This window comes from Runella limosa DSM 17973, from assembly GCF_000482465.1.
GTDB lineage: Bacteria > Bacteroidota > Bacteroidia > Cytophagales > Spirosomataceae > Runella > Runella limosa.
Map to the genome: position 1 here is coordinate 1 of NZ_AXVJ01000063.1, position 23,862 is coordinate 23,862.

Annotated in this window: 12 protein-coding genes; all 12 read right to left on the bottom strand. The window is 45.3% G+C overall.

What is annotated here, in order from left to right; all coding sequences use genetic code 11:
- Positions 1-530: 530 nt before the first annotated feature.
- A complete protein-coding gene (locus tag K339_RS0107275) occupies positions 531-3,215 on the bottom strand; it encodes an ABC transporter permease (RefSeq protein WP_157607509.1) in 2,685 nt (894 codons plus the stop codon).
- A gap of 3 nt (positions 3,216-3,218) precedes the next feature.
- Positions 3,219-5,837: an ABC transporter permease gene (locus K339_RS0107280; RefSeq protein WP_051397866.1), complete on the bottom strand. Its 2,619-nt coding sequence runs from the start codon at positions 5,835-5,837 to the stop codon at positions 3,219-3,221.
- A 13-nt stretch (positions 5,838-5,850) separates the two neighbouring features.
- Positions 5,851-6,186: a PadR family transcriptional regulator gene (locus K339_RS0107285; RefSeq protein ID WP_028523021.1), complete on the bottom strand. Its 336-nt coding sequence runs from the start codon at positions 6,184-6,186 to the stop codon at positions 5,851-5,853.
- 590 nt (positions 6,187-6,776) lie between these two features.
- A complete protein-coding gene (locus tag K339_RS0107290) occupies positions 6,777-9,176 on the bottom strand; it encodes an ABC transporter permease (RefSeq protein ID WP_028523022.1) in 2,400 nt (799 codons plus the stop codon).
- A 151-nt stretch (positions 9,177-9,327) separates the two neighbouring features.
- Positions 9,328-11,982 (bottom strand): ABC transporter permease, encoded by a 2,655-nt coding sequence (locus K339_RS0107295; RefSeq protein ID WP_028523023.1) that lies wholly within the window; start codon positions 11,980-11,982, stop codon positions 9,328-9,330.
- Positions 11,979-12,317, bottom strand: a complete 339-nt coding sequence (locus tag K339_RS0107300) for a PadR family transcriptional regulator (protein WP_028523024.1) — start codon at positions 12,315-12,317, stop codon at positions 11,979-11,981. The genes K339_RS0107295 and K339_RS0107300 overlap by 4 nt, the downstream gene beginning before the upstream one ends.
- A 306-nt stretch (positions 12,318-12,623) precedes the next feature.
- A complete protein-coding gene (locus tag K339_RS0107305) occupies positions 12,624-14,999 on the bottom strand; it encodes an ABC transporter permease (RefSeq protein WP_028523025.1) in 2,376 nt (791 codons plus the stop codon).
- Positions 15,000-15,093: 94 nt separating this feature from the next.
- Positions 15,094-17,730, bottom strand: a complete 2,637-nt coding sequence (locus tag K339_RS0107310; protein WP_037299537.1) for an ABC transporter permease — start codon at positions 17,728-17,730, stop codon at positions 15,094-15,096.
- A 5-nt stretch (positions 17,731-17,735) separates the two neighbouring features.
- Complete coding sequence (locus K339_RS0107315; RefSeq protein WP_051397867.1) at positions 17,736-20,402, bottom strand: ABC transporter permease; 2,667 nt, start codon at positions 20,400-20,402, stop codon at positions 17,736-17,738.
- Between the two features lie 11 nt (positions 20,403-20,413).
- A complete protein-coding gene (locus K339_RS0107320) occupies positions 20,414-20,752 on the bottom strand; it encodes a PadR family transcriptional regulator (RefSeq protein WP_028523028.1) in 339 nt (112 codons plus the stop codon).
- 120 nt (positions 20,753-20,872) lie between these two features.
- Entirely contained in the window at positions 20,873-21,466 is a 594-nt protein-coding gene (locus K339_RS0107325) for a hypothetical protein (protein ID WP_028523029.1), read from the bottom strand.
- A 12-nt stretch (positions 21,467-21,478) separates the two neighbouring features.
- Positions 21,479-23,836, bottom strand: coding sequence for an ABC transporter permease (locus K339_RS0107330; protein WP_028523030.1), 2,358 nt, complete (start codon positions 23,834-23,836; stop codon positions 21,479-21,481).
- Between the last annotated feature and the right edge of the window lie 26 nt (positions 23,837-23,862).

Here is a 23,862-nt window from a genome sequence, read left to right on the forward strand (position 1 = left end):
TAACCCCGCTAGTTAACTTATCCCCCTCTTCCTATCTCCTCGTTTCGGGTTGCAAAGGTCTGACTTTCTTTTCTAATTTCCAAAAAAATTTTGAACTTTTTTTTCAACCTTCAAAATCCTCTCTTCTTTATCAGCTCCCCTTCGTTTCTTTCGGGTTGCAAAAGTCTCACTTTTTATTTTAACTTCCAAATTTATTTTTGATTTTTTTTGTTTCTCAAAATTTTATTTGGACTTTCAACCCCGCCCTCGTTGTTTGGGGTTGCAAAAGTCCCACTTTTATCATCACTTTCCAAATATTTACACAACTATTTTTAAAAATAATTCGCAATTACCTATCAACCACTCACTTATAGCTACAAAAAAATACCCAGTTCCTCACCAAAATAACGCAAAACGTGCTCACGCTACCTTCTTTTCGTGATTTTAGGGCTAAAAGCCATTTTTCATCTTCTCCGAAATCTGCAAGTTATTCTTGGATAAGGTTTATAAATGGGGCAGATACTTTTATTCGATTCTGCCCCATTTTGATTTTATTCTGTTTTTAAGCTCTTCACTGGGTCTGCTAAGGCTGCTTTTATGGCCTGATAGCTGATTGTAAGTAGTGCAATAAACATTGCTGACCCTCCCGCGACCAAAAAAATCCACCATTCTATTGTAATATGGTACGCAAATTCTTGCAACCACAGCCCCGTAACCCACCACGCTAGGGGAAATGCAATACCGTTGGCAATTAATACCAACTTTAAAAAGTCTTTGGAAAGTAAGGCTGTGAGATTAACGACGCTTGCTCCAAGCACCTTTCGGACCCCAATTTCCTTGATTCGTTGCTCGGCGGTATAGGTAGCCAAACCAAACAACCCTAAGCAGGCGATAAAAATAGTAGCAAGGGCTGCCCAAATCAGCATGGTTTCGCGGCGGTGGTCATCGGCATAGAAGCGCGCCAATTGTTCGTCCAAAAAATGATACTCCAATAAATGCGCAGGATCAATTTTTGTCAAGGCGTCATTGATCTTGGCCAAAGTCGTTGGAATATCATTGCCCGTAACTCTTGACGTGAAGTAGTCAATCGAATGCACGGGGTTGTTTTGATAAGCCAAAACCATAGGCGCTATTTTTTCGCGCAGCGACTGAAAATGGAAGTCCTTTACTATACCTATTACGCGCGCGCGAAAGGTTTCTCTTGAATTAAGAAGATTGTAGCTTCCTCCCATCGAGCGTTCGGGGATTTCTACCAATTGCCCCACGGCTTCTTTTATGTTCAACATGTTGGCAGCAGTCTCATTTAAAATAATCGAAGTGGAATCGTTTGCCCCCATGAAATTGCGCCCGTTCACAACCTTTACTTCAAACGTAGTGGCAAAATCTTCATCCACTCCTAACAAATACGAAATTTTATGTTCGTCGTTATCTCCTTCTGGGCGGATCTTAACGGTTGGGATGTTTTTCCATTCCCCTGGCACCCGCGACATCACCGAGGTATTTTTTACCGTCGCAATCTTACTGATTTCATTTTTGATGGTTTGGGCATTTTTTCGGACATCACCCGAATTTATATCCACCACCAACAGTAATTCTTTTGTAAACCCTAAATCTTTGTTGCTCACGTATTGGATTTGTCGAAACAAGACAATTGTTCCAATAATCATTACGACAGAAATGGTAAACTGAAAAACCACCAATCCTTTCCGCAGCGACAAATCGCCTTTGTTTTGTAACTTGAGCGATTTCAAAAGTGCAAGCGGGCTGAAACGTGACAGCAAAAACGCTGGATAACTCCCCGAAATCAAACCCGTTAGCACCACCGCGACAATCGTGCATAGCCAAATACGGTAATCGGAATGGAAACCGAGCGAAAGCTGTTTTTCGGTAAAAGCATTGAAATACGGCAAAAGAAGATTGACAAGCCCAATCGACAATGCGAAGGAAAGTAACGTTACGAGCAACGACTCAAACAAAAACTGGTTGATCAAATGGCTGCGAAAAGCACCGTTGGCCTTGCGAACGCCAATTTCTTTAGAACGATTGGACGCGCGCGCAGTCGTCAGGTTCATATAATTGATGCAGGCTATCAACAGGACAAACAGCGCTACTACTCCAAAAATTTTGATGTACAACATACTGCCTTTTCCCGAACCTAAGCTGGTAGAACCTCTAGCAATATGGTCAGAATGCAAGCGCATATCGGTAAGGGGCTGCAACGAATAATCGGTCGTTGTTCCTACTTCAGGTTTATAATTGGCTGCCACCAAGGCATTCATTTTAGTACCCACGGCTTGCGGCTCGGTATTTTCTTTCAGCAAAGCATACACCGTATAATCGTGAGATGACCAGTCAGACGCATTCGATTTCTGAAACTCGGCATCGTCGTTGAAAGTACTTTCGGATAATAAAGACTCAAAATCGAAACTTGAATTGCTCGGATGGTTTTTAATGACGGCCGTGATTTTGAAGGGCTTTTCCGTAAAATCAAATCGAAGGGTTTTGCCAACAACATCGGTGCTATTAAATAGCTTTTTGGCAATATCCTCCACGATTACAATTGAATTAGGCTCTTTGAGGGCCGTTTGCTTTTCTCCCGAAATCAACTCAAAATCAAATACCTTCATAAAATTTTCATCGGCCAAGTTGATGGTCAAGTGATACTTGTTTTTGGTTTCAGGATTCGACAGATTATCACGCCCAAAACTGGTCATGCGCGCCGTTGTTTCGATTTCTGGAATACTTTTCTTTGATTCTTCGGCTAATTTATAACTTACGGCTGCCACCGTAAGGTCATCGGTTTTGGTCTTTTTGTGTTCGAGCACTCGGTAAATACGCGACGCATTGCGGTGCTGTTGGTCAAAAGTTAACTCATCAAACAAATACAAGCCAATAATCAAAAAACAAGTGATTCCGAAAGTCAGGCCAGCCACATTGAGGGCTGTGTACAATTTGTGACGAGTAAGGGTACGAAATGCGATTTTTAGGTAGTTGCGTAACATAGTTGGGCTGTATAAATAGGTTGTTGGATACGGATTGGGCTTTCGTTTGATGTTTGACCATCGAACATACGTCAGGGCATCGCGCCAATAGCGTTGACGGGCGTTTGGCTCACCCAAACGTTGGCTACGGCGTTGATAACGTTCATTCAAATCGCCCATCACTTCCTCCCGCAAATGTGGTGCGAGCAGGCGACTAAGCCATTTGTCAATCCAAGCAGGCGGTTGATATTTCATGTTCTATTCCGTCTTCAGTGATTTTATAGGATTCATCAGCGCAGCCCTGATGGCTTGGTAACTGACCGTCAGCAAGGCAATTGCGATAGCCCCCAAACCCGCCGCTACAAATACCCACCAAGATAATTCGGTGCGGTATTCGTAATGTTGTAGCCAATCGTTGAGCAAATAGTAGGAAATTGGCGCCGAGATGAAGCACGCAATCAACACCAGTAAGGCAAAATCTTTGGAAAGCATTTGCCAAAGCCCAGCCACACTAGCCCCCAACACTTTTCGGATGCCGATTTCTTTGATACGTTGCTCGGCAATAAACGAGGCCAACCCAAACAACCCTAAACACGAAATTAGTATCGCCAAAAGGGCAAAGAAGGCCGCTAGTTTGCCAATTCGTTCTTCGTCGCTGAACTTCCGACCATAGACTTCATCCACAAAACTATACTCAAACGGCGCTTCGGGATTGTATTTTTTGAATACGCCAGCCACTTTGTCCAATGCCTTGCTTGTCCCCAATTGAGGAGCAAGTTTGAAGCTAATCGTATTGACTGCGTTGTAATTAATGGTATAAAAAGCAGCGTTAACAGGCTCAAAAGGCGATTGTCGAATCATGTTTTTAATGACCCCGATTACTTTATATTCCTTCCCACTTCGGACGATTTCGCCGATGGGGTTTTTGAAACCCATTAGCTTCAATGCCGCTTCGTTGATGATCATAGCCGAAGAATCCGTGGAGAACTTTCTTGAAAAATCACGACCCTCTATCACTTTCCACCCTACCGTTTTGCCAAAATCATGGGTAACTTGATTTCCCATGAACAACGGTTGGGTATTAGGCGTTTTTCCTTTCCAAGAAATATTGGTGGTTCCGCCATACTGATTTGTAATAGAACCACCCGACTCCGCAAATTCGACTACTGCACCCGTATTCAGCAAATCATTCCGCAAGGCTTCATAGTGAGCGTAGAGTTCGGGCGTGTTCATGTTGATTTCTACCAAGCTACTACGCTCATAACCCGAAGGGCGGTCTTTGGCGTGTTGGATCTGCCGAAAAACGGTAATGATGCCAATGATTAAAGTAACTGAAACCGTAAACTGAAAAACCACCAACACTTTGCGAGGAACAGAAGTAAATCTCGATGCTTTGAAAGTGCCTTTCAATACCTTAATCGGCTGAAAGGAAGATAGATAAAGCGCTGGATAACTGCCCGCAATCAACCCCGTAAGCAAGCTAAAACCTAACCCAAACAGCCAAAACCAAGGGTTAGCCCATAAAATAGAAACTCGCTTATCTGCGATTTCATTGAAAAAAGGAAGAGTAAGTTGGGCAAAAAGCAACGCCAACACAAATGCAATCAGGGTAATGACAAACGACTCACTCAAAAATTGAAAAATCAATTGTCCACGTACCGAACCAACCGACTTACGAATGCCCACCTCTTTGGCTCGTTTTTCGGAACGGGCGGTGCTTAGGTTCATAAAATTGATGCAGGCCAACAGCAAAACAAACACCCCAATGGCGCCAAAAAGCCAAACAAAGTAAACAATGCCACCCGCGTTTTTTCCGTCTTTAAAGTCGGTGTATAAATGCCATTGCTCCATCGGATGTAGGAAAAAGGCAGGTTTGTAGCCTGGCGGGTCTTTGCGTTTCATGCGAATATCCTTGATTTTGGCCGAAACCGCCTCCGCACTTGGCCCTTCTTTCAATTGCGCAAATACCTGAAAGGAATTCTCATCCCATTCGTCCAACACTCTTTTGACATAAGCATCGTTGGCCACAAACAACTCCCAAGGAGCTAGGAAGAGTACGTCGCGAAAGGCGCTGTTATACGGCAAATCTTCATACACCCCTGTCACTTTTACGTCGGTTTTGTTGCCCATCCTGATGATTTTATTCAGCGGATTTTCGGTACCGAAAAATGCTTTTGCCACCGACTCAGAAAGAAAAATAGTATGGACGTCTTTCAATCCGTCGGCGCTACCCGCCAACATCTTGAAAGACATCATATCGACAAAGGCTGGCTGTACATAATTACCACTTTTGGTTAATTTTTTATCACCTGCCGCTAGAATCACGTCGCGGGTATAAGTGGAAAGGCTCGTCGCCTGAAAATCAGGGTACTTGCTGCGCAGTTCTTCCGCCATTGGAATAGGGACAGAGTTGTACGAAGAAATCGTCCCGTCAAAATTCACAAACTGCCATACTTGAGCGATTCGGTCGTAGTTTTTGTGGCTTTTATTGAACGATAGTTCGTCCCAAACCCACAGGCCAATCAGCATCGCCACGGCCATCCCCGTAGCGAGTCCAAAAATATTGACAAAGGAGTAACCTTTGTGTTTCAACAGGTTACGAAAAGCGATTTTAAAATAGTTACGTAACATGGTAGGGCTGTATATATAGGTTGTTGGATACGGATTCGGCTTCCGTTTGATGTTTGACCATCGAACGTACGTCAGGGCATCGCGCCAATAGCGTTGGCGGGCGTTTGGCTCACCCAAACGCTGCGTACGGCGTTGATACCGTTCGTGCAAATCACCCATGATTTCCTCCCGAAGGTGCGGAGCCACCAAGCGATGCAGAAACTCATCGAGCCTCGGAAAAGGGCTTTTATTTTTTAGTGTTTTCATTGTGGCCAAAGAATTAGCTCCATTTTAAAGTCACTTGCGGCACAATGCGCTCCCAAAGTCGGTTTCGGACTTGGCGTACGTCGTTCAGGACTCTTCCACCCAAGGCCGTCACGGTAAATAAGCGTTTACGCCGCCCGCCGCGTTCAGCAGTAGCTTCACCCAAAAGGGAAGTCACGTAGCCTTTTTGTTCGAGCCGCTGCAAAGCGGCATGAACCGCTCCAGTGCTGACGGTTTGTCCCGTTTCTTGTTCCAATTCTTCGGCAATAGACACCGAGTAGGCATGGGGGGCAAGAACCGCTACGGTCAATAGTACCACCTCTTCAAATTCACCTAAATCACTTCTTCGCATGAGTAATTTTTATTTCATCTATTTCTGTATGTAAAATACCTTGCCAATCATAGAAAAAGCTATCTCAAAAGCCTAGTATCACCAAATTATCTTCGGCACTTATTCAACCTCACCCCCTAAATCCCCCTCTCCTTTCTGGAGAGGGGGATTTTTAAAGCCCTTCTCCTTCCATGAGAAGGGTTGGGATGAGGTTAAAACGAAAGATAATTTGGTAATTCCCTACTTCAAAAAAGCTCCTTTATTCTTTATCAATTGTCCAAAAGCGGACAAATTTTAGTACGCCTTCGGACAGTCAGTTTTGGGTTTACGGTTTTGGGTTTAGCGTTTTTCGGTTTGCCCCTTGCATATTTCCCCCCTTGCCAGGTTGAACGCATTAAAATATAGAGTGGCTATTCATTGCTCCAGAGGAGCTACCTCTTAGTAGAAAAATGAATCAAATTCCCACCAAAGCCCCTTCGCGGCAGCCGACGCTCGTGAAAGATGTCACCCCGATGGGGCTTTGGGACAGCCTTCACCCTTTTTTTCTACTAAGATTTAGCCTCCCTGAGGCTAGTTTTTTTAATGCGTTTAACCTGCCCCCCTACCTTTTTCTACTCTACTTTCAGTGCTTCTACTGGGTCAGACAAGGCGGCTTTGGTACTGCGAAAACAGAGGGTAAGGAACGCAATTACCACCGTCAAGAGTCCTGCCAAGGTCGGGATAAGCCAGTCCACTTCGATGCGATAGACAAAATCGGCCAACCACTGATTCATGAGGTACCAAGCCGCAGGCGTAGCCAGTACAATAGCTACCAAAATAGGTTTTAAGAAGTCGATAGAAAGGAGCCTTACAATGCTTGCGACCGAGGCACCGAGTACTTTCCGCACGCCAATTTCTTTGGTGCGTCGAGCCACGACCAGCAAAACGAGCCCGTACAACCCCAAACACCCAATAAGAATGGCAACTACCGAAAAAACACTCGCCAGCCGAACCGTCAGCTGTTCGGTTTCGTAAAATTTTGCCAATTGTTCATCAAGGTATTCGTAGCTAAACACCTCATTCGGATAAATTTTTTGCCACGTTTGCCGAACGTGATTAAGGGTTTTGGAGGGAGAAGCTGCCGCAACCCGTACGCCTACTTTTCGATAACGGGCAGTTTGGGTAGAAATCACACAAGGCTCAATTTGCTCACGTAATGAGCGTAAATGAAAATCTTTGACCACTCCCACCACGGGCGCAGCTACGGGCGACAGGTAAGTTTCTATTTTATGTCCTAATATGTCGTTGGGGTTTTTGATGTTGAGTTTTTTGAGCAACGCTTCGTTGACCACGTATTCCCGAATGGTATCCGACGCCAAGGCGTTCCTTCCTGCTACTAATTCCAGCCCGTAGGTTTTGAGGTAATCGGCATCCCCCAATCGTTCTCGTATCGGAAAAGCTTCCCATTGGGCACGGTTGTCAAATTTGAACGAGCCACCGTTCATTACCGAAGCCGACGGTGGGCGATACGCCGCACTTACCGACTGTATTTCGGGGTATTGAAGCAAGGTGTTTTTAAACGCTGTGAGGGCCGTTGGGGAAGGATCGGGTAGGTTGACAACCAATACGTTGTCTTTTTTAAAACCCAAATCCGACTGCTCCACGTACTTCATTTGCCTCGTTACGACCATTGTACCAATAAGTAAAGCTTGACAAATGGCAAATTGCACCACTATCATCGACTGCCGCAGGGAAAAACCTCCTCTTTTGGGCAGAACTCCTTTTCCTTTCAATGCCTGCCAAGGGCTAAAGCCCGACATCATAAACGCGGGGTACCCACCCGCCAGTCCGATGATGACTACCAAAAGTACCATCAAAAATAGCGTCGCTTGGGCATCGAGGATAAATGACAAATTCAATCCTAGCCATTGATTAACAAAAGGTAAAATAAGCACTACTAGAAGCCCTGCCCCGATTGCCGCCGTTGTCACAATCAGTGCAGTTTCCAACAAAAATTGGCGCATTACTTGCCATTTGCTACTTCCCAACGTTTTGCGAATACCAATTTCTTTGGCCCGACTCAACGACTGCGCCGTAGCTAAGTTGATAAAATTGAGGCAAGCAATTAGAATCAAAAACGCGCCAATCCACCCCAGCGACCACAGCAACGAGTGCTGAATCAATGCCCCACCCGTTCGTTTTACGTCGAAGTGTACGTCCGACAAAGGTTGAATGTGAAACTGAAAAATCGAGGCATCTTTACCATAATATTTTTGAGCAAGCGCAGGGAAGGCCGCTGCCACCTGAGCCACCGAACTTAGGTTTTTGAGCGTAAGATAAACGCGGTCGGTAGAGTTGAGTGCCCACCAATCGTTTAGGTTTTGGTCGGGGAGTAGATGTGAGAACGTGCCCATCGAAATAAACAACTGCACATCGTTATTGGTCGTGCGCGGTGGATCCGCCAAGACCCCTGTCACTTTTACTTTTGTCAAGTGATTCAAGTCCAGCACTTTACCGATTGGCTCTTCGTTGCCGAAGTATTTTTTTGCCCACGTTTCGGTAAGTACTACCGTATTTGGTTCGCTAAGAGATGTCTTGGGGTTTCCTTTAAGCCATTGATAATCAAAAACATCAAACCATTCTGATTCGATGAGCGCACCCGTATTTTGTTCTAAAAAACGTTGCGAACTCCCGTTTTTAGAGCTGGGAAGGCTCACGGTCAGCTCACGCAATGTTTTCAACGAAGCAGCTTGCTCTACTTGCGAAAACCCCTCGCGAAGCACCTTTGACATGGGAAGAGGAGCCTCGGGGTACGTTTCTACGGAACCGTCTTCCAAATGCAAATCCAACACAATGCGAAAAATGCGATCGAATTTTTGGTGGTGACGGTCGGTACTGAAGTGATACGAAATAAAGAGAAAAATCAGGATTCCTCCCGCCATTCCGACGGTGAGTCCTAATACGTTGAGGGCGGTGTACGTCCGATAATGACGTAGATTTCGCAGCGCAATGGTGAGGTAATTTTTGAACATAAAATGGCAGTAGCGTTATTTTATGTCGAAGATACTCACAACCTTCCACTGGCGACCGTTAAAAAATGTTAAGTGTTTGTAGAAGTCCTTCCAAGTTTGAAAACGGGGACGCCCAGTCGGGGACGCCCAGTCTTGGAAGGACAATCTTTTATTACTCTGCTTTCAGCGACTTTACTGGATTGCCCAAGGCCGCTTTGATGGATTGAAAACTGACGGTGCAAAAGGCGATTAGAATCGACAATGCCGCCGCAATCACAAACGTCCAAATGCTGATGTCGATGCGGTAAGGATAATTTTCGAGCCACTGTTTGATGGCATAATAGGCCACAGGAAAGGCAAAAACGAACGATAAACTGACCAATTTCAGAAAATCAGCCGAAAGTAGCGTCGTGATACTTGCTACCGACGCGCCCAAAACTTTGCGGATACCGATTTCTTTGGTACGACGTTCGGCCGAAAGGGTCGCCAGTCCAAACAGGCCAATGCACGAAATAAATATCGTCAGAATCGCGCCAAAAAGCATGATTTGCTTCCATTTGGCTTCTGATTCGTAACGTTTTTCGTTTTCTTCATCCATAAACTTGTACTCGTACGGATTTGTCGGAAAGAGTTTTTTGTACGTTTTGGCAAGGTGGCTCAGGCTCGCCGTTTCGCTTCCTTCTTTGATTTTGATGAATACTTTTCCGTACTGATTCCCTGGCTTCATCGTAAACAACTGTGGGCTTATTTTGGCGTTAAGTGACTCAAAATGATAGTCTTTAATAACTCCAATCACCTTGTATTTTTCGCCTTCATTGTACCAGAAATCTACCACTTGCCCCAACGGGTTTGTCCAACCTGCTTTTTTCACAAAAGACTCATTGACCAACACCGACGAAGTCGAATCAGAATTAAACTCCGCCGAAAAATTACGCCCTTTGATAATCGGGATTTGTAACAATGAAAAGTAGGTGGCATCGACCGTCTCAAATGCAAAATTAATTTCGGTTTGACCGTTTACTTTGGCAATTGTGTACCAACCTCCGCCATTTTTGGGAGCAACTTCTAATATATTCTGATTTTTCAATAATTCATCTTTGAAGACCTTCGCTTCATTGCGACTCAATCCCGACTTACCAACGGTTATTACTCCTTTATCGTTATAGCCTAAGTCTTTGTTGGTCAAGTAGTTGAATTGAGAATAAATAGTCAACGTTGCAATGATTAAAAACGAAGCCAACGCAAACTGCAACACGACCAAACCTTTTTGAAGGTAGTTTTTGCCCGAAAGGTTGAATCGGCTATAAAGCGTTTGAACGGGATTATAATTAGACAAGACCAACGCAGGATAAAAGCCCGCCAAAAGACCCGTAGCAGCAAACAAAGCGAAATAACCTGCAATCAAGTTAGCATCAAACAAATACGAAAATGCCAATGCTTTATTAGAAAGCTCATTGAAAGTCGGCAACACCATTTGTACCAACAACAAAGCAAACCCAAACGCCAAAAAGCACAGAATAAACGACTCACCCAAAAACTGTATCATCAATTGTCCACGCCCACCACCAACAACTTTACGAACGCCAATTTCTTTGGCCCGTTTAAGCGAGCGCGCTACGGTTAAGTTCACAAAATTGATACAAGCAATCAATAAAATAAACAGCGCAATGCCCGAAAGGATGTACGAAAACATGGGATTACTGCCGTCCACTAAGCCATTTTGGGCGGGCATGTCTTTATTTAGGTGCATATCGGTAAAAGCTTGCAGCATATATTCTGTTTTGCTTTGAGGCCCAAATCGTTTTACCTCTTCTTCCAACGCTTGTTTTGCATCCTTTTGAAAAACGCGGTTCATGGTTGCCTCTACTTTTTTGAGGTTGGCATTGGGTTGAAGCACGACGAACGTATTTTGGAAGAAACTAAACCAGTTGCCCCCGTTTGCCATGTCTTCTTTGCTTACTACGTATGGAAAAAGGAAGTCAAACTTAATGGAAGAATTTTGGGGGCATTTTTTAGCAATTCCCGTCACGGTATAGGGTTCAAACTCTTTTGAATCTCCGTTAGAATTTCGCACCAAGAGGGTTTTACCTAAAGCGTTGGTGGTTCCAAACTGCTTTTCGGCCATTTCTTCCGAAAGCACTACTGATTTGGGTTCTTTTAACGCCGTAGCAGGGTTTCCGCTGACAAGCGGGAACGAAAACAGCGCGAAGAAACTGCTATCGGCATGAAATGATTCAAAACTTTTGACTTCTGTTCCCACTTTTATATCACTTCGATCGCTTTGGTAACGCACCGACATTTTGATTTCGGGAACACCCGCCGCAAATTTAGGCCCTTGCAAATACCCCGTATGGGTGTTGTACGACTGAAAAACTCCCGCAGGCGTAAACTGTTTGCTCGTAATGCGATAGATGTGGGGGTTGTTGGCGTGAAACCGATCAAAACTCACTTCGTCTTTGGTATAAAGCATAATCAACATGGCCGCTGCCAAGCCAATACTCAACCCAATGACGTTGATGGACGAATACACCTTGTTGTGCGCCAAGGTACGAAAGGCGATGGTGAAGTAATTACGTAACATAGATGGCTGAATTAAAAAAGGGTTATTGTAAGCTTGTTTTCTTTCACGACGGCGGACAAAAGGAGGCAATACCGATGCAACATTGAGCAGATACCGCCACGTGGCTTGGCGTTTTCCTGCACGCTCATGCCAGTAAGCATAAAGCTCCTCCAAATCCCCTTCCACTTCTTCGAGGGTATCTTCAGGATGCAACCACCTCAACAGTCGGTTAGCCCACTGAGGCGGATGAAGTTCGTTGGTTTTCATAGGCTGTTCAATTGCAATTTAGTCGGTGGTAGGAGTTGCCAAAGTTGTTGGCGGAGTTGTTGTATTTCTTGCAAAGCACGATTTCCAAGAGCAGTTACGTGAAAAAGGCGCTTGCGTCGGCCGCCGCGTTCGTTGGTAGCGCCACCGAGTTCGGAACCGACAAAGCCTTTTTCTTCCAATCGAATGAGCGTATTGTGCACCGTTCCAAACGTCACCACCCGCCCCGTGTGCTCTTCCAACGCCTGACTGACCGTGACGCCATACGCCTCTCCATCGAGAATGGCTACCATCAGCAAAACGACTTCCTCAAATTCGCCTAAATAGGTTCGACGCATGGGTATTATGATTAGTTTATATTTTATCGTACAAATCCGTGCCAGAAAATAAAAAGGAACTGTTTCAAAAGTCTTTATTACCAAATTTCCTTTGTTTTTAACCTCATCCCAACCCTTCTCCTTTCTGGAGAAGGGCTTTAAAAGTCCCCCTCTACTGAAAGGAGAGGGGGATTTAGGGGGTGAGGTTGAACAGAGGCCGAAGATAATTTGGTAATAAAGACTTTTGAAACAGCTTCTTTTTAAAAACCTTAGAAATTAAAACGTGTCCGCAAACGGACAACCGTTGTCCTGCGGTGGACAATGAATTTATTCCGATTTCAACGATTTCACAGGATTGGCCAATGCCGCACGAATGGCCTGAAAAGCAACCGATATAAGGGCAATGGCCAAGGCAAAAAACGAAGCCAGCCCCAAGTACCACCACTGTAACTCTACTCGGTAAGCAAAAGATTGGAGCAGTTTTTTTCCCAACCAGTACGAGATGGGCAGCGCAATCAACAAGGAAATAACGACCAATTTCATAAAATCGGCCGAGAGCAAGGCGGTGATGTTAGCCACACTCGCCCCTAAGGTTTTGCGGATACCGATTTCCTTGGTACGTTGTTTGGCCACCAACGAAATCAACCCAAAAATCCCCGCACAGGCCGTCAAAATGGCAATCAACGTAACAAAACCCGTCATTTGCAAAATATTACTAATTGATTCATAGACTTTATTTACTTCCTCATCGAGGTAAAAATGGTCTAAACCGCGTCGGGCAGGAATCTTTTTAAAACGTGCTTCGAGTTGGCTCACGAGTTCTTTGCCTTTTGCTTCGTCGGTCAAGCGCACCGTCAGATAGCTCGAAAGTTGTTGTTTTCCACCGTACCAATGCAGCAATGGCTCTACTTCATCTTTCAGGCTTTGGTAGTGGAAATCTTTTGTTACCCCAATCACCGTATAAACCGCATTATTGTTGTTTTGACGAATGCGTTTCCCCACGGCCGTCTGCCAGCCAAACGCTTTCATGGCGGCTTCGTTGATGACCACTGCGTTATTGGCTGAGTCAGCCGAGTTGTCGCGAAAACCGCGCCCTTCAATCATCGGGATTTTAAGGGTTTCAAAATACTTTTCTCCCCCACTTACGTGCCGAAGGCCAATTTTTTTGGCGTCATTTCCTTCGGGGTAATAGCTGTTGAAGTTTTGCCAATACCGCATCGGTACCACTTCCGAAGTTGTAAATGAAAGCACATTGGGGTTTTGGCGTAATTGGTCCAAAATCACCCGCCCTTCTGACACCGCCGTGGTTTCATTTTTATACGACAAGTCGGTTTGGAACACCAATACATTTTTTCGGTCAAAACCAAGGTCAGCGTTTTTCATAAAACTCACCTGCTGACGAAGCCCAATTGTTCCGACAATAAGCACCACCGCCAACGCAAATTGAAGTACAATGAGACTGTTTTGGCGCAAACGACCTTGGCGCGGGTCGGCCGATAGCTTTCCTTTGACGGCCTCGGTGGTGTTGAGGCTCATCAAATAACGTGCAGGATACGTACCTGCAATAAACGTCACCAACATGGTAATGCCAACAATGGTCAAAACCGTCGGATAGTCCGTCCAAGAAATGTGTAATTGCATGTTTTGTTTACGCAAGTCATTGAACGACGGAATCAAATAATATACCGCAAATCCACTCGCCAACACCAGAGAAAGCAACATCACGAGGCCAGATTCTGTCCAAAACTGCCGCAACACGATGCCCCTACTCGCTCCTACCACTTGTCGCACGGCCACTTCTTTGACCCGAGGCAAGGCCGCCGCCATGTTGAGGTTAATGAGATTAATACTGATAATGAGCAATAGAAAAACGGCGATGCCCAGCGCACCATAAATCAAGTTTTTAAACGTTGGATTTTGATCGTGAATGTAGTGGGTAAACGCACTTAGGTGTAAGGTTTGTTTTTGGGAATCGGGCGAGAAATGGGTTTTGACCAAGGTCGGTAGCTTCGCTTCTAAAGCCGCTTTATTTGCCCCTTTTTTGAGTACCACAAACACATTGGCAAACGTATTGTACCAATCAGCGCTTTCTTTAAACGAAGATTGTTGTTCCAAAATCGCTATCGGTAGCAACGCTTCAAATTGCTGCGACGAATTGGCAGGAAGTTCGGCCAATACGCCCGACACTTTCATGGAAAGGGTATCATCGAGCACGATGGTTTTTCCAACGGGATTGCTCTCTCCAAAAAGATACAAAGCCGTTTTTTCACCAATCACCAACGAATTCCTATCACGAAGGGCAGTAGCAGGATTTCCGTATTTGAGTGGAAAGCTAAAGACGTCAAAAAAGGTAGAATCCACAAACAGCGAGCGCGGCTGTACGTCTTTGGTGGCGTGGTGCATCCACGGCCAATACCACGACTGAACGTGGGTTCCTGTTTCGATTTCGGGATAGTCTTTCAGCAATTGCCCCAAAATAGGATAGACGGTGTTGGTGTGCGTTTTACCTCCCGATTCTGTTTGAACATAGAAAAGACGGTCGGATTTTTCGTGAAAAGCATCGAACATGAGGCTTTTTTGGGCAAACAATACCAACACCACTACACAAGCCATACCGATGGACATTCCGAGTAAATTAATACCCGTAAAAAGGCGGTTTTTCCAAAGATTCCGCAAGGCGATTTTTAGGTGATTGCGTAGCATAAGCCCCCTGTCCCCCAAAGGGGGAATTTAAACGTTATAAAAAATACCTCCGAACTTTGGTTTTAAGCCCCCATCGGGGGTTTGGGGGCTGTTTTTATTCAGATTTTAAACTCTTTATAGGATTCGCCATCGCGGCCCTAATTGACTGATAACTAACCGTCAACAGGGTGATAGCCAACGCTCCTAGCGTAGCCATCACAAAAATCCACCACGAAATTTCGGTATGGTATTTATAATCTTGCAGCCAGTCACTCAAGAAATAATAAGCAATCGGAATGGCAATCAGGCACGAAATAATCACCAATACAACAAAGTCTTTGGAAAGCATTCCCCACAGGTTGAATACCGAAGCGCCAAGCACTTTGCGAACACCAATTTCTTTGGTGCGCTGCTCCGCCACAAACGACGCCAATCCAAACAACCCTAAACACGAGATAAAAACGGCCAACAAAGCAAAAATGGCGGCAAGTTTACCAATGCGTTCTTCCGATTGGAATTTTTTGCCAAACTCTTGGTCGGCAAATTTATAATCGAACGGAGCGGCGGGAAGGTGTTTTTTGAACGTGGCTTCAATCATCGCCACCGACTCGGAGGCACTACGCGCTGGATTGAGTTTCATCGTCATCCAATTCACGTTTTCGTAGTTCATCAAGTAAATGGTTTGCTTCACTGGTTCATACGGCGACTCCATGAGCATGTCTTTGATAATACCCACGATGGTAAAATGCCCTGCGTCTTTCCCTTGTCCCCATTGAACGACCGTTCCCAAAGGATTTTTCAATCCCATAAATTTTACAGCGGCTTCGTTGATGACAATCGCTGCCGTATCGGTGGAAAAACTCCGAGAGAAATCGCGACCTTCTTTGAATTTCCACCCTACTGTTTTACCAAAATCATGCGTGACCCAAATCGTGGCAAACTCCGCTTGTAGGCTCGGATCTTTGCCTTTCCACTCAAACCCGCCGTTGTTTGACCAAACCCCCGTCAGTGGGCTTGATGATTCGGCCATTTCGACAATTGCCCCTTTGTTTTTCAGCTCCGTACGAAGCAAATCAAACTTCCCATAAAAATCGGGCGACATCATTTGCATCATAATCAGGCCGTTGTTGTCGTACCCCATAGGGCGGTCTTTGGTATGCTGAATCTGACGATAGACAATCATAGTTCCGATAATCAGCGTAATGGACACCGTAAACTGAACTACCACCAACACCTGACGCGGCACCGAGGCAAAGCGCCCCGCCCTAAAAGTACCTTTGAGCACTTTCACGGGTTGAAACGACGACAAATACAGCGCGGGATAACTTCCTGCCAACACCCCCGTGAGGACAATAAAACCTACGCTTAAGAGCCAAAATACAGGTTCGGCCCACGGGAAGACCATTTTTTTATCAGTAATTTCGTTGAACAACGGCAAAACAGCCAACGTCAGCAGCACCGCTCCTAGAAAGGCAAAAATTACCACCAAAAACGATTCGCTGAAAAACTGATTGATTAGCTGCGCGCGAATCGAGCCTACTGCTTTACGAATTCCTACTTCTTTGGCCCGTTTTTCGGAGCGGGCGGTGCTTAGGTTCATAAAATTGATACAGGCCAGCAACAACACAAACAGCCCAACAATGGCAAACAACCATACATACTGAATAAAACCACCCGTTTGTACCCCTTCTTCCCAATTAGAGCGCAAATGCCAATCGCTCATGGGATGCAGAAAAATCTCCGCCTTAAATTTCTTTTCCTCCTTGTCAACTTTGTCCAACTTCGCATTTTTGATTTTCGCACTTAGATTGCCCATGTCAGCATAGTCGGTAATTTGGGCAAACAACTGAAACGAATTATTGCCCCACTGCCCTTCGTCGAGCGCGCGTTGTACCCATTTTTGCGAAGAAACGTAGAGTTTCCACGGGGCAATAAACGTAAGGTCGCGGAATTGGCTATTGTGCGGCAGGTCTTCATACACTCCCGTAACTTTGACGTCCAACTTGTTATCAATCCGCATCAGTTTGCCCATCGGATCAGCGGTTCCAAAAAGAGACTTGGCCGTTGAAGCCGACAAAAGCACCGAATTCAATTCTTTCAATCCTTCATTATTGCCTTTAAGCATTTTCAACGAAAGCATTCGAGGCATATCCACATCCATGTAGTTGCCCGAGCGCGTAATCTTGGTTTCGCCATACGTCAGAATACGGTCTCCTTGCCAAGTAGCCATGGCCAAATGCTTAAAATCAGTACCGTATTTTGCGCGCAACTCTGGCTCCAATGGCATTGGGATAGCACTTTGTGTCCCTTTTCGGCCATTGAAGGTCTGTTTTTGCATCACCTGCGCAAGGCGACTATAGTTTTGATGGTACTTATCGTACGACAATTCGTCGTAAATCCAAAGACCAATCATCATGGCCACGGCCATGCCGACGGCCAATCCACCAATATTGATGGCCGAATACCCCGCATTTTTAGTGAGGTTTCGAAGAGCGACTTTTAAATAATTACGTAACATAGAAGGGCTGTATAAAAAGGTGAATGGATAAGGTGATGGTTTACGTTTCAAAGCAAAGGGACGGATAAAACTCAGGACGTTCAGCACATACTGACGGCGCGCTATTTTTATCCCGAATAGCCCGACCTGGCGCTGAAAACGCTCATGCAGGTCTCCCTGTACCTCTTCCAGTAGGTGAGGCGCACAGAAAAATTCGAGCAGGCGGTCGGCCCAGCGAGGCGGGTGGTTTTGCATATAATTTATTCCGATTTCAACGTGGTCACAGGATTTACCAACGCTGCTTTTAGGGTCTGATAGCTAACCGTAAACAAGGAAATAGTCACAATCGCAATGCCCGCAACGGCAAAACTTTCCCAACCCACCTCGGTGCGATACACAAAACCTTCAAGCCATTTATTCATGGCATAATACGACAGCGGAGAGGCGATGATGAGCGCAATCAAAACGGGTTTTAGAAACTCTTTGGAAAGCAACGTCGTGATACTGACCACACTGGCACCTAGCACTTTCCGAACGCCGATTTCTTTGGTACGCTGCTCGGCGGTAAACATGGCCAGCCCAAACAACCCCAAACAACTGAGAAGAATGGCAATCAGCGTAAACGAATTGATAATTTTACGGAGCGTTTTTTCCTCTGAATACTGCTTCTGAAGGTCTTCGTCCAAAAACGAATATTGCAACGGTACGGTCGGGATGAGTTTTTTCCAGATTTTTTCCACGTTGGCAAACAGGCTTTCATAATTCTCGGCTTGCACATCAAGCACCATGTACTCAGGTTGAGCACTGTAATGCGTCATCACGGGTGTCATTTCGTCCTTGAGCGAATTGTTGATATACGCTTTATGTACCCCAATGACGTTATAGGCTTCGATATTATCTCCCGTCCCCGTGAATACCTGCGTACCCACGGCCGTCTCCACCGTCAAATTCAAGTCTTTTACACTTTTTTCGCTCAAAATCACTTGGTTATTGGTATCAGCTGGCGTGAAGTTTCTCCCTGCAATGAGCTTGATACCAAGGGTTTTGAAAAAGCCTTCGTCAACGACGTTGTTTTTAATTAAAACGCCCTTGTCCATCGTTCCCCCCGATTTGAAAACCAACATATCCTGCAAAAACTGCTGCGAAGGATAATACCGTACTCCTCCAATATTTTTAATCTGATGTTGGGTCAATAATTCATTTTTCAGCGCCGTAAAATGCTTTTGGGCATTTTCGTTGGACAAAGACACCACAACTTTCTGTTTTTTGTCAAAACCCAAATCTTTGTTTTGCATAAAGTCCAACTGCTTCGAAATCACCAACACGCCGATAATGAGCACAATGGCAATCGAAAACTGAAACACCACCAAGCCTTTGCGAAGAACCACCGAAGCGGGATTGAACTTAAACGTTCCCTTCAACACACTTACAGGTTTGAAACTTGATAAATAAATGGCAGGGTAAATGCCCGCTAACAAGCCCGTCGCCAACGCCACCAACACCGTTATGAATAAAATATCAAGATTTTGGGTAATATTAAGCGCTAACGTACTGTCCGTAAGCGAGTTTAGAAATGGCAAAAGGAGCTTAACAATTGGCAAAGCCAAGAAAATAGAAATAAAAGCAATCAGCATCGACTCGCCCAAAAACTGCCCAATCAACACCGACCTAAAGGCACCAACGGCTTTTCTAACACCCACTTCTTTGGCACGACGCACCGAACGTGCCGTGGTCAGGTTGACAAAATTGATGCAAGCAATCAGTTGAATAAAAGCAGCGATGGTCAATAAAATATACAAAAAGGAAATGTCTGAGACCTTACCCGCTTGATTGGTGATGCCTTTGGAATACAGGTGAATATCCGCCATTTTTTGCAGAACAACGCTTTTTTTCATCCCCAATTCTGCCAGTCTTTTTCCGCCATATCGCTGCAAAAGCGCAGGCATTTTGGCATTCACGCTTTCGGGATTGACGTTGGGCTTGAGCTTTACGTACGAATAAATAAAGTTATTGCCGCCCCATTCGGTGTTATTTCGGGCAAACTCCCCAAGCCCACCGCTGTTTAGGCTTACCAAAAAGCTGGGTCGAAGGTGCGATTTGCCAAAACTATCGTCATACACCCCCGTCACGGTGAGGGTAGTGGTATTGAGATTGTTACCAACTTTTATGCGTTTGTTGATGGCTTTTTCTTGGCCAAAAAGCTTTTCAGCAATCGTCTTTGAAAGCACCACGGTATAGGGCGCATCCAACGAGTGTTCTGGCGCACCTTCTACGAATTGGTAAGTGAAGACATTGAAAAACGTAGAATCCACCAAAAAGCCTTTGTCGTCAATAAACGTTTCGGTTTTTCCTTCTACCCCCAAAAGATTATTTTTTGCGGTAAAGAAATTGAGCACCCGCGTATATTCCACCACTTCGGGAAAATCCTTTTTCATGGTAGGCGCGATGATGGGCGAACTCGTGCCGCTGTTGAACATGGGCTGATCGCCACCGTTGTGTAAAATGTTTGTTTGGAGTCGGTAAATGTTCTCGGCGTCTTTGTGGTGATTATCGTAGCCAAATTGGTCTTTGACGTACAACAAAATATACAAACAGCACACCGTCCCGACGGTCAGGCCGAGAATATTGAGCGAACTGAACATCTTGTGGCGAACAAGATTCCGAAAAGCGATTTTTAAATAATTGAGTATCATAATTGGGCTGTATATAAAAGGGATTGAATACGAAGTTGATTTACGTTTTAAGGCAAAAGGACGAATAAAACTCAGGACATTCCATACATACTGACGGCGCGCGATTTTCGCCCCAAACAGGGCTAGTTGCCGCTGATAACGCTCGTGTAAGTCACCCTGCACTTCTTCCAAAAGGTGAGGCGCGCAAAAGAATTCGAGCAGGCGTTCGGCCCAGCGGGGTGGGTGGTTTTGCATAAATTATCAGGTTATATTCCCAATGCAGGTAAAGTCTGGGGTGAAATGGAATCCCACAAACGATTTCGTTGTTCGCGCACTTCCTGCAAGGTTTTACTCCCCAGCACAGTCACACTAAACAGGCGCTTGCGGCGCCCGCCACGTTCGGCGGTTGCATCCCCCATTTTCGACGATAGCATTCCTTTTTCTTCAAGCCGATGCAAGGCCGCGTGTACCGCACTAATGCTCACATTTCGTCCCGTTTGTCGGTCTAACTCGTCGGTAATTGCTATCCCGTAGGCTCCTTCACCGAGAATAGCCACGGTCAAGAGTACCACTTCTTCAAACTCGCCTAAATACGTTCGTTTCATAGTTGAATATTATTTATTCCCAAAGGAGGTGGCGTATTACTTCAACTTTTGTAGAATTAATACTTTCAAGAAAGGCTCAACCTCAAAAACAAAGGTTGAGCCTTCTTCAAACACCCAAGGCTATTTTTTCAAGCCCAATTCTTGTTCTATTTTTTCAATAATTTTTTTGCGTTCTTTTTCCGATTTATCAGCGGCATTGATTGTCCGCTCATAAATCACTTCTTCACCCTCTTTATTAAAACGGTAGCGCATAAAAAGCTCGCCCGTTTCCGAGTTATATTTTACTTCTTTTTCAAACCCACCTTTCAACGGTTTGGGAATGGTGTGGCCACTTCCGTGAAACCCATCTGAGAACTCGACTCCACTTGGGGGCGTTGGCGGAGTGGGTGGGGTCGGAGGAGTTGGGGGTACGGGTGGCGTAGGTGGAGTTGGAGGTGTAGGCGGAGTCGGCGGTGTGGGAGGTACAGGAGGCGTGGGGGATTGAATTCCCAACGAATCCAGCACATGATCACGCAACTCTTTACGTTCGGTTTTGCTCAAATGAGCGACGTCGAAGGTGCGGTTATACTGAATCGCCCGACCGTCTATTGTTCCTTTGACCCGTATTGACATCGTTTGGCCATTGTCATCAATACTGCTACTAATAGAGCGGTGTTGTTGGGCCATGGCCATTGAACTCACAAATAATAAACCAATGATTGATAAAGTTTTCATAGCAGGAAAGGGTTAATCGGTTTTCAATGATTTTACAGGATTCATCAAAGCGGCACGAATGGCCTGAGAACTCACGGTTAGCAGGGCGATAAAAACCGCCACAATGGCCGCCAAAGCAAAATACCACCATTCGATTTCGATGCGATAGGCGTATTTTTCGAGCCACCCTTTTAAGAAATACCACGCAATAGGAAAGGCAATGAACGTCGCCACCAACACCAATTTTATAAACTCCGCCGACAGCATACCTACCAAGTTGGTCACGCTAGCGCCGAGCACTTTTCGCACGCCAATCTCTTTGGTGCGTTGTTCAGCCGTAAACGCTGCCAAGCCAAACAGCCCTAAACACGAAATAAAAATGGCCAAAAAAGCAAAGAAATTCGACAGTTGATTGACCACCTGCTCGCTTTTGTATTGTTTGGCGTATTCTTGGTCGGTAAACGAGTACTTAAACGGGAAACTCGGATTAAACTTCTTGAATGTTTTCTCAAGGTTCGCCAACGCATCCTTGGTTTTGCCAGCCTCTGCCCTCACAATCACTACCCCCCAATTTTCAGTTTTGGGTTGTAGGCGTAAAATCAGGGGTTCGATGGTTGAGTGTAACGAGTTGTAGTGGAAATCTTTCATCAAGCCTACGATGGTTCCCTTGCGTCCCCACATGGTCATTTCTTTGCCAACGGGGTCTTTATACCCCATTTTTTTGGCACTTGCTTCGTTGATGATGTAGTTGGTCGTATCCATGCCATATTGCTCGCCAAAATCACGTCCACCTACCAGCCGAATGCCCATGGTTTGGATGTAATCGTACGAAATGGCATTTTGGGCAAACAGCAATAGCTGCGTTGTGTCTTTGCCTGGCCACGTTACCCCTTGGGTCGATGAGCCGACTTCCAACGGATTGGCCTGCGAAAGCGTAACGTGCTTAATGCCTGGCTGACGTTGAAGTTCTTGTTTGAACGAAGAGAAATTGGTCTGTAAGTCGCCCTCCAACGGCATATACACCAAGTTCTCGCGGTCGTATCCCGAATTTTTGGTTTGAAGATAATCCAGTTGTTCGTGTACAATCACCATGCCCACAATGAGCATAATCGACAACGCAAACTGAAACACCACCAAGCCTTTACGGAAATAAGTAGCGCTCGGTTTAAACTTCAATGAACCTTTGAGCACCACCACGGGGTTGAGCGAAGACATAAAAAGCGCAGGGTAACTACCCGCGACTAAGCCCGTAAACACGGTCAAGCCCAACAAAGTGGCTAGAATGCGCGGGTCGGTGAAGTTGAGCGTCAGTTCTTTTTCGGTAAGGAGGTTGAATGTTGGCAATAACAAAAAGACCAACACAATCGAAATCAGCAGCGACAACGACGTAATCAGGATGGCTTCTCCCATAAACTGTCCCACCAAAACACCCTTGACAGCACCAATTACTTTCCGAACGCCTACTTCTTTGGCACGTTTGACGGAGCGTGCCGTCGCCAAATTCATAAAATTGATGCAGGCAATGAGCAAAATAACGATGGCTACAATCGAGAAAATCCGCACGTATTCGATGCGCCCTCCGTCTTGCTTTCCCGAATCCCATTTTGAATACAAGTATGATTCTGGAAAAGATTGCAAGAACAACTCTACGTTGCTGTCTTTATTTTTGGTTTTGATGTAGCCCTTGATTTTGGCATTTACTTTCGCCAAAGAAGCATTTTTGGCCAACAATACATAACAACGCGGGCCGTTATTCCCCCACTCTTTCGACCACGCGTTGGTTTTTTGCCAACGGTCGTAGCTCATCAAAAAATCAAACTGTATCGAGTTATTTTTAGGAAGTTCTTTGAGCACTCCCGTTACCATCACCGCATCTTTGTTGTCCACCTTGATGATTTTGCCGATGGGGTCTTGGTTGGGAAAATACTTTTGGGCTAATTTTTTTGAAATCACCACGCCATCAGGACGTTTGAGGGCTGTTTTAGCGTCGCCTTTTTCCAGGGGAAAACTAAACAAACGCAAAAAATCGCCTTGGACATAACGCCCTTTTTCCTTGTCAAAGGTATTTCCCACGGTAAAAAGCGGCTGTTCTTCCCACAAAAACTGGCTTGCCATTTCTATTTCGGGGATATCTTTGGTGATGTTTTCAGCCAAAATTCCTGGCGTGGACGCGTACGTTTCAATTTTTCCTGAATAGTATTGGTTTTCCATCACTCGATAAAGGCGAGCGCCGTTGGCGTGAAAACCATCCATGTTTATTTCATCTTGCACCCAAAGCATAATCATCAGGCTGCAAGCCATACCAAGGGCCAACCCCATGATATTAATAAACGAATAAACCTTGTTTTTGAGCAGGTTGCGGAATGCAATCGTGAAGTAGTTTCTGATCATAGCTGTATGGGTAAAAGGCAATAGAA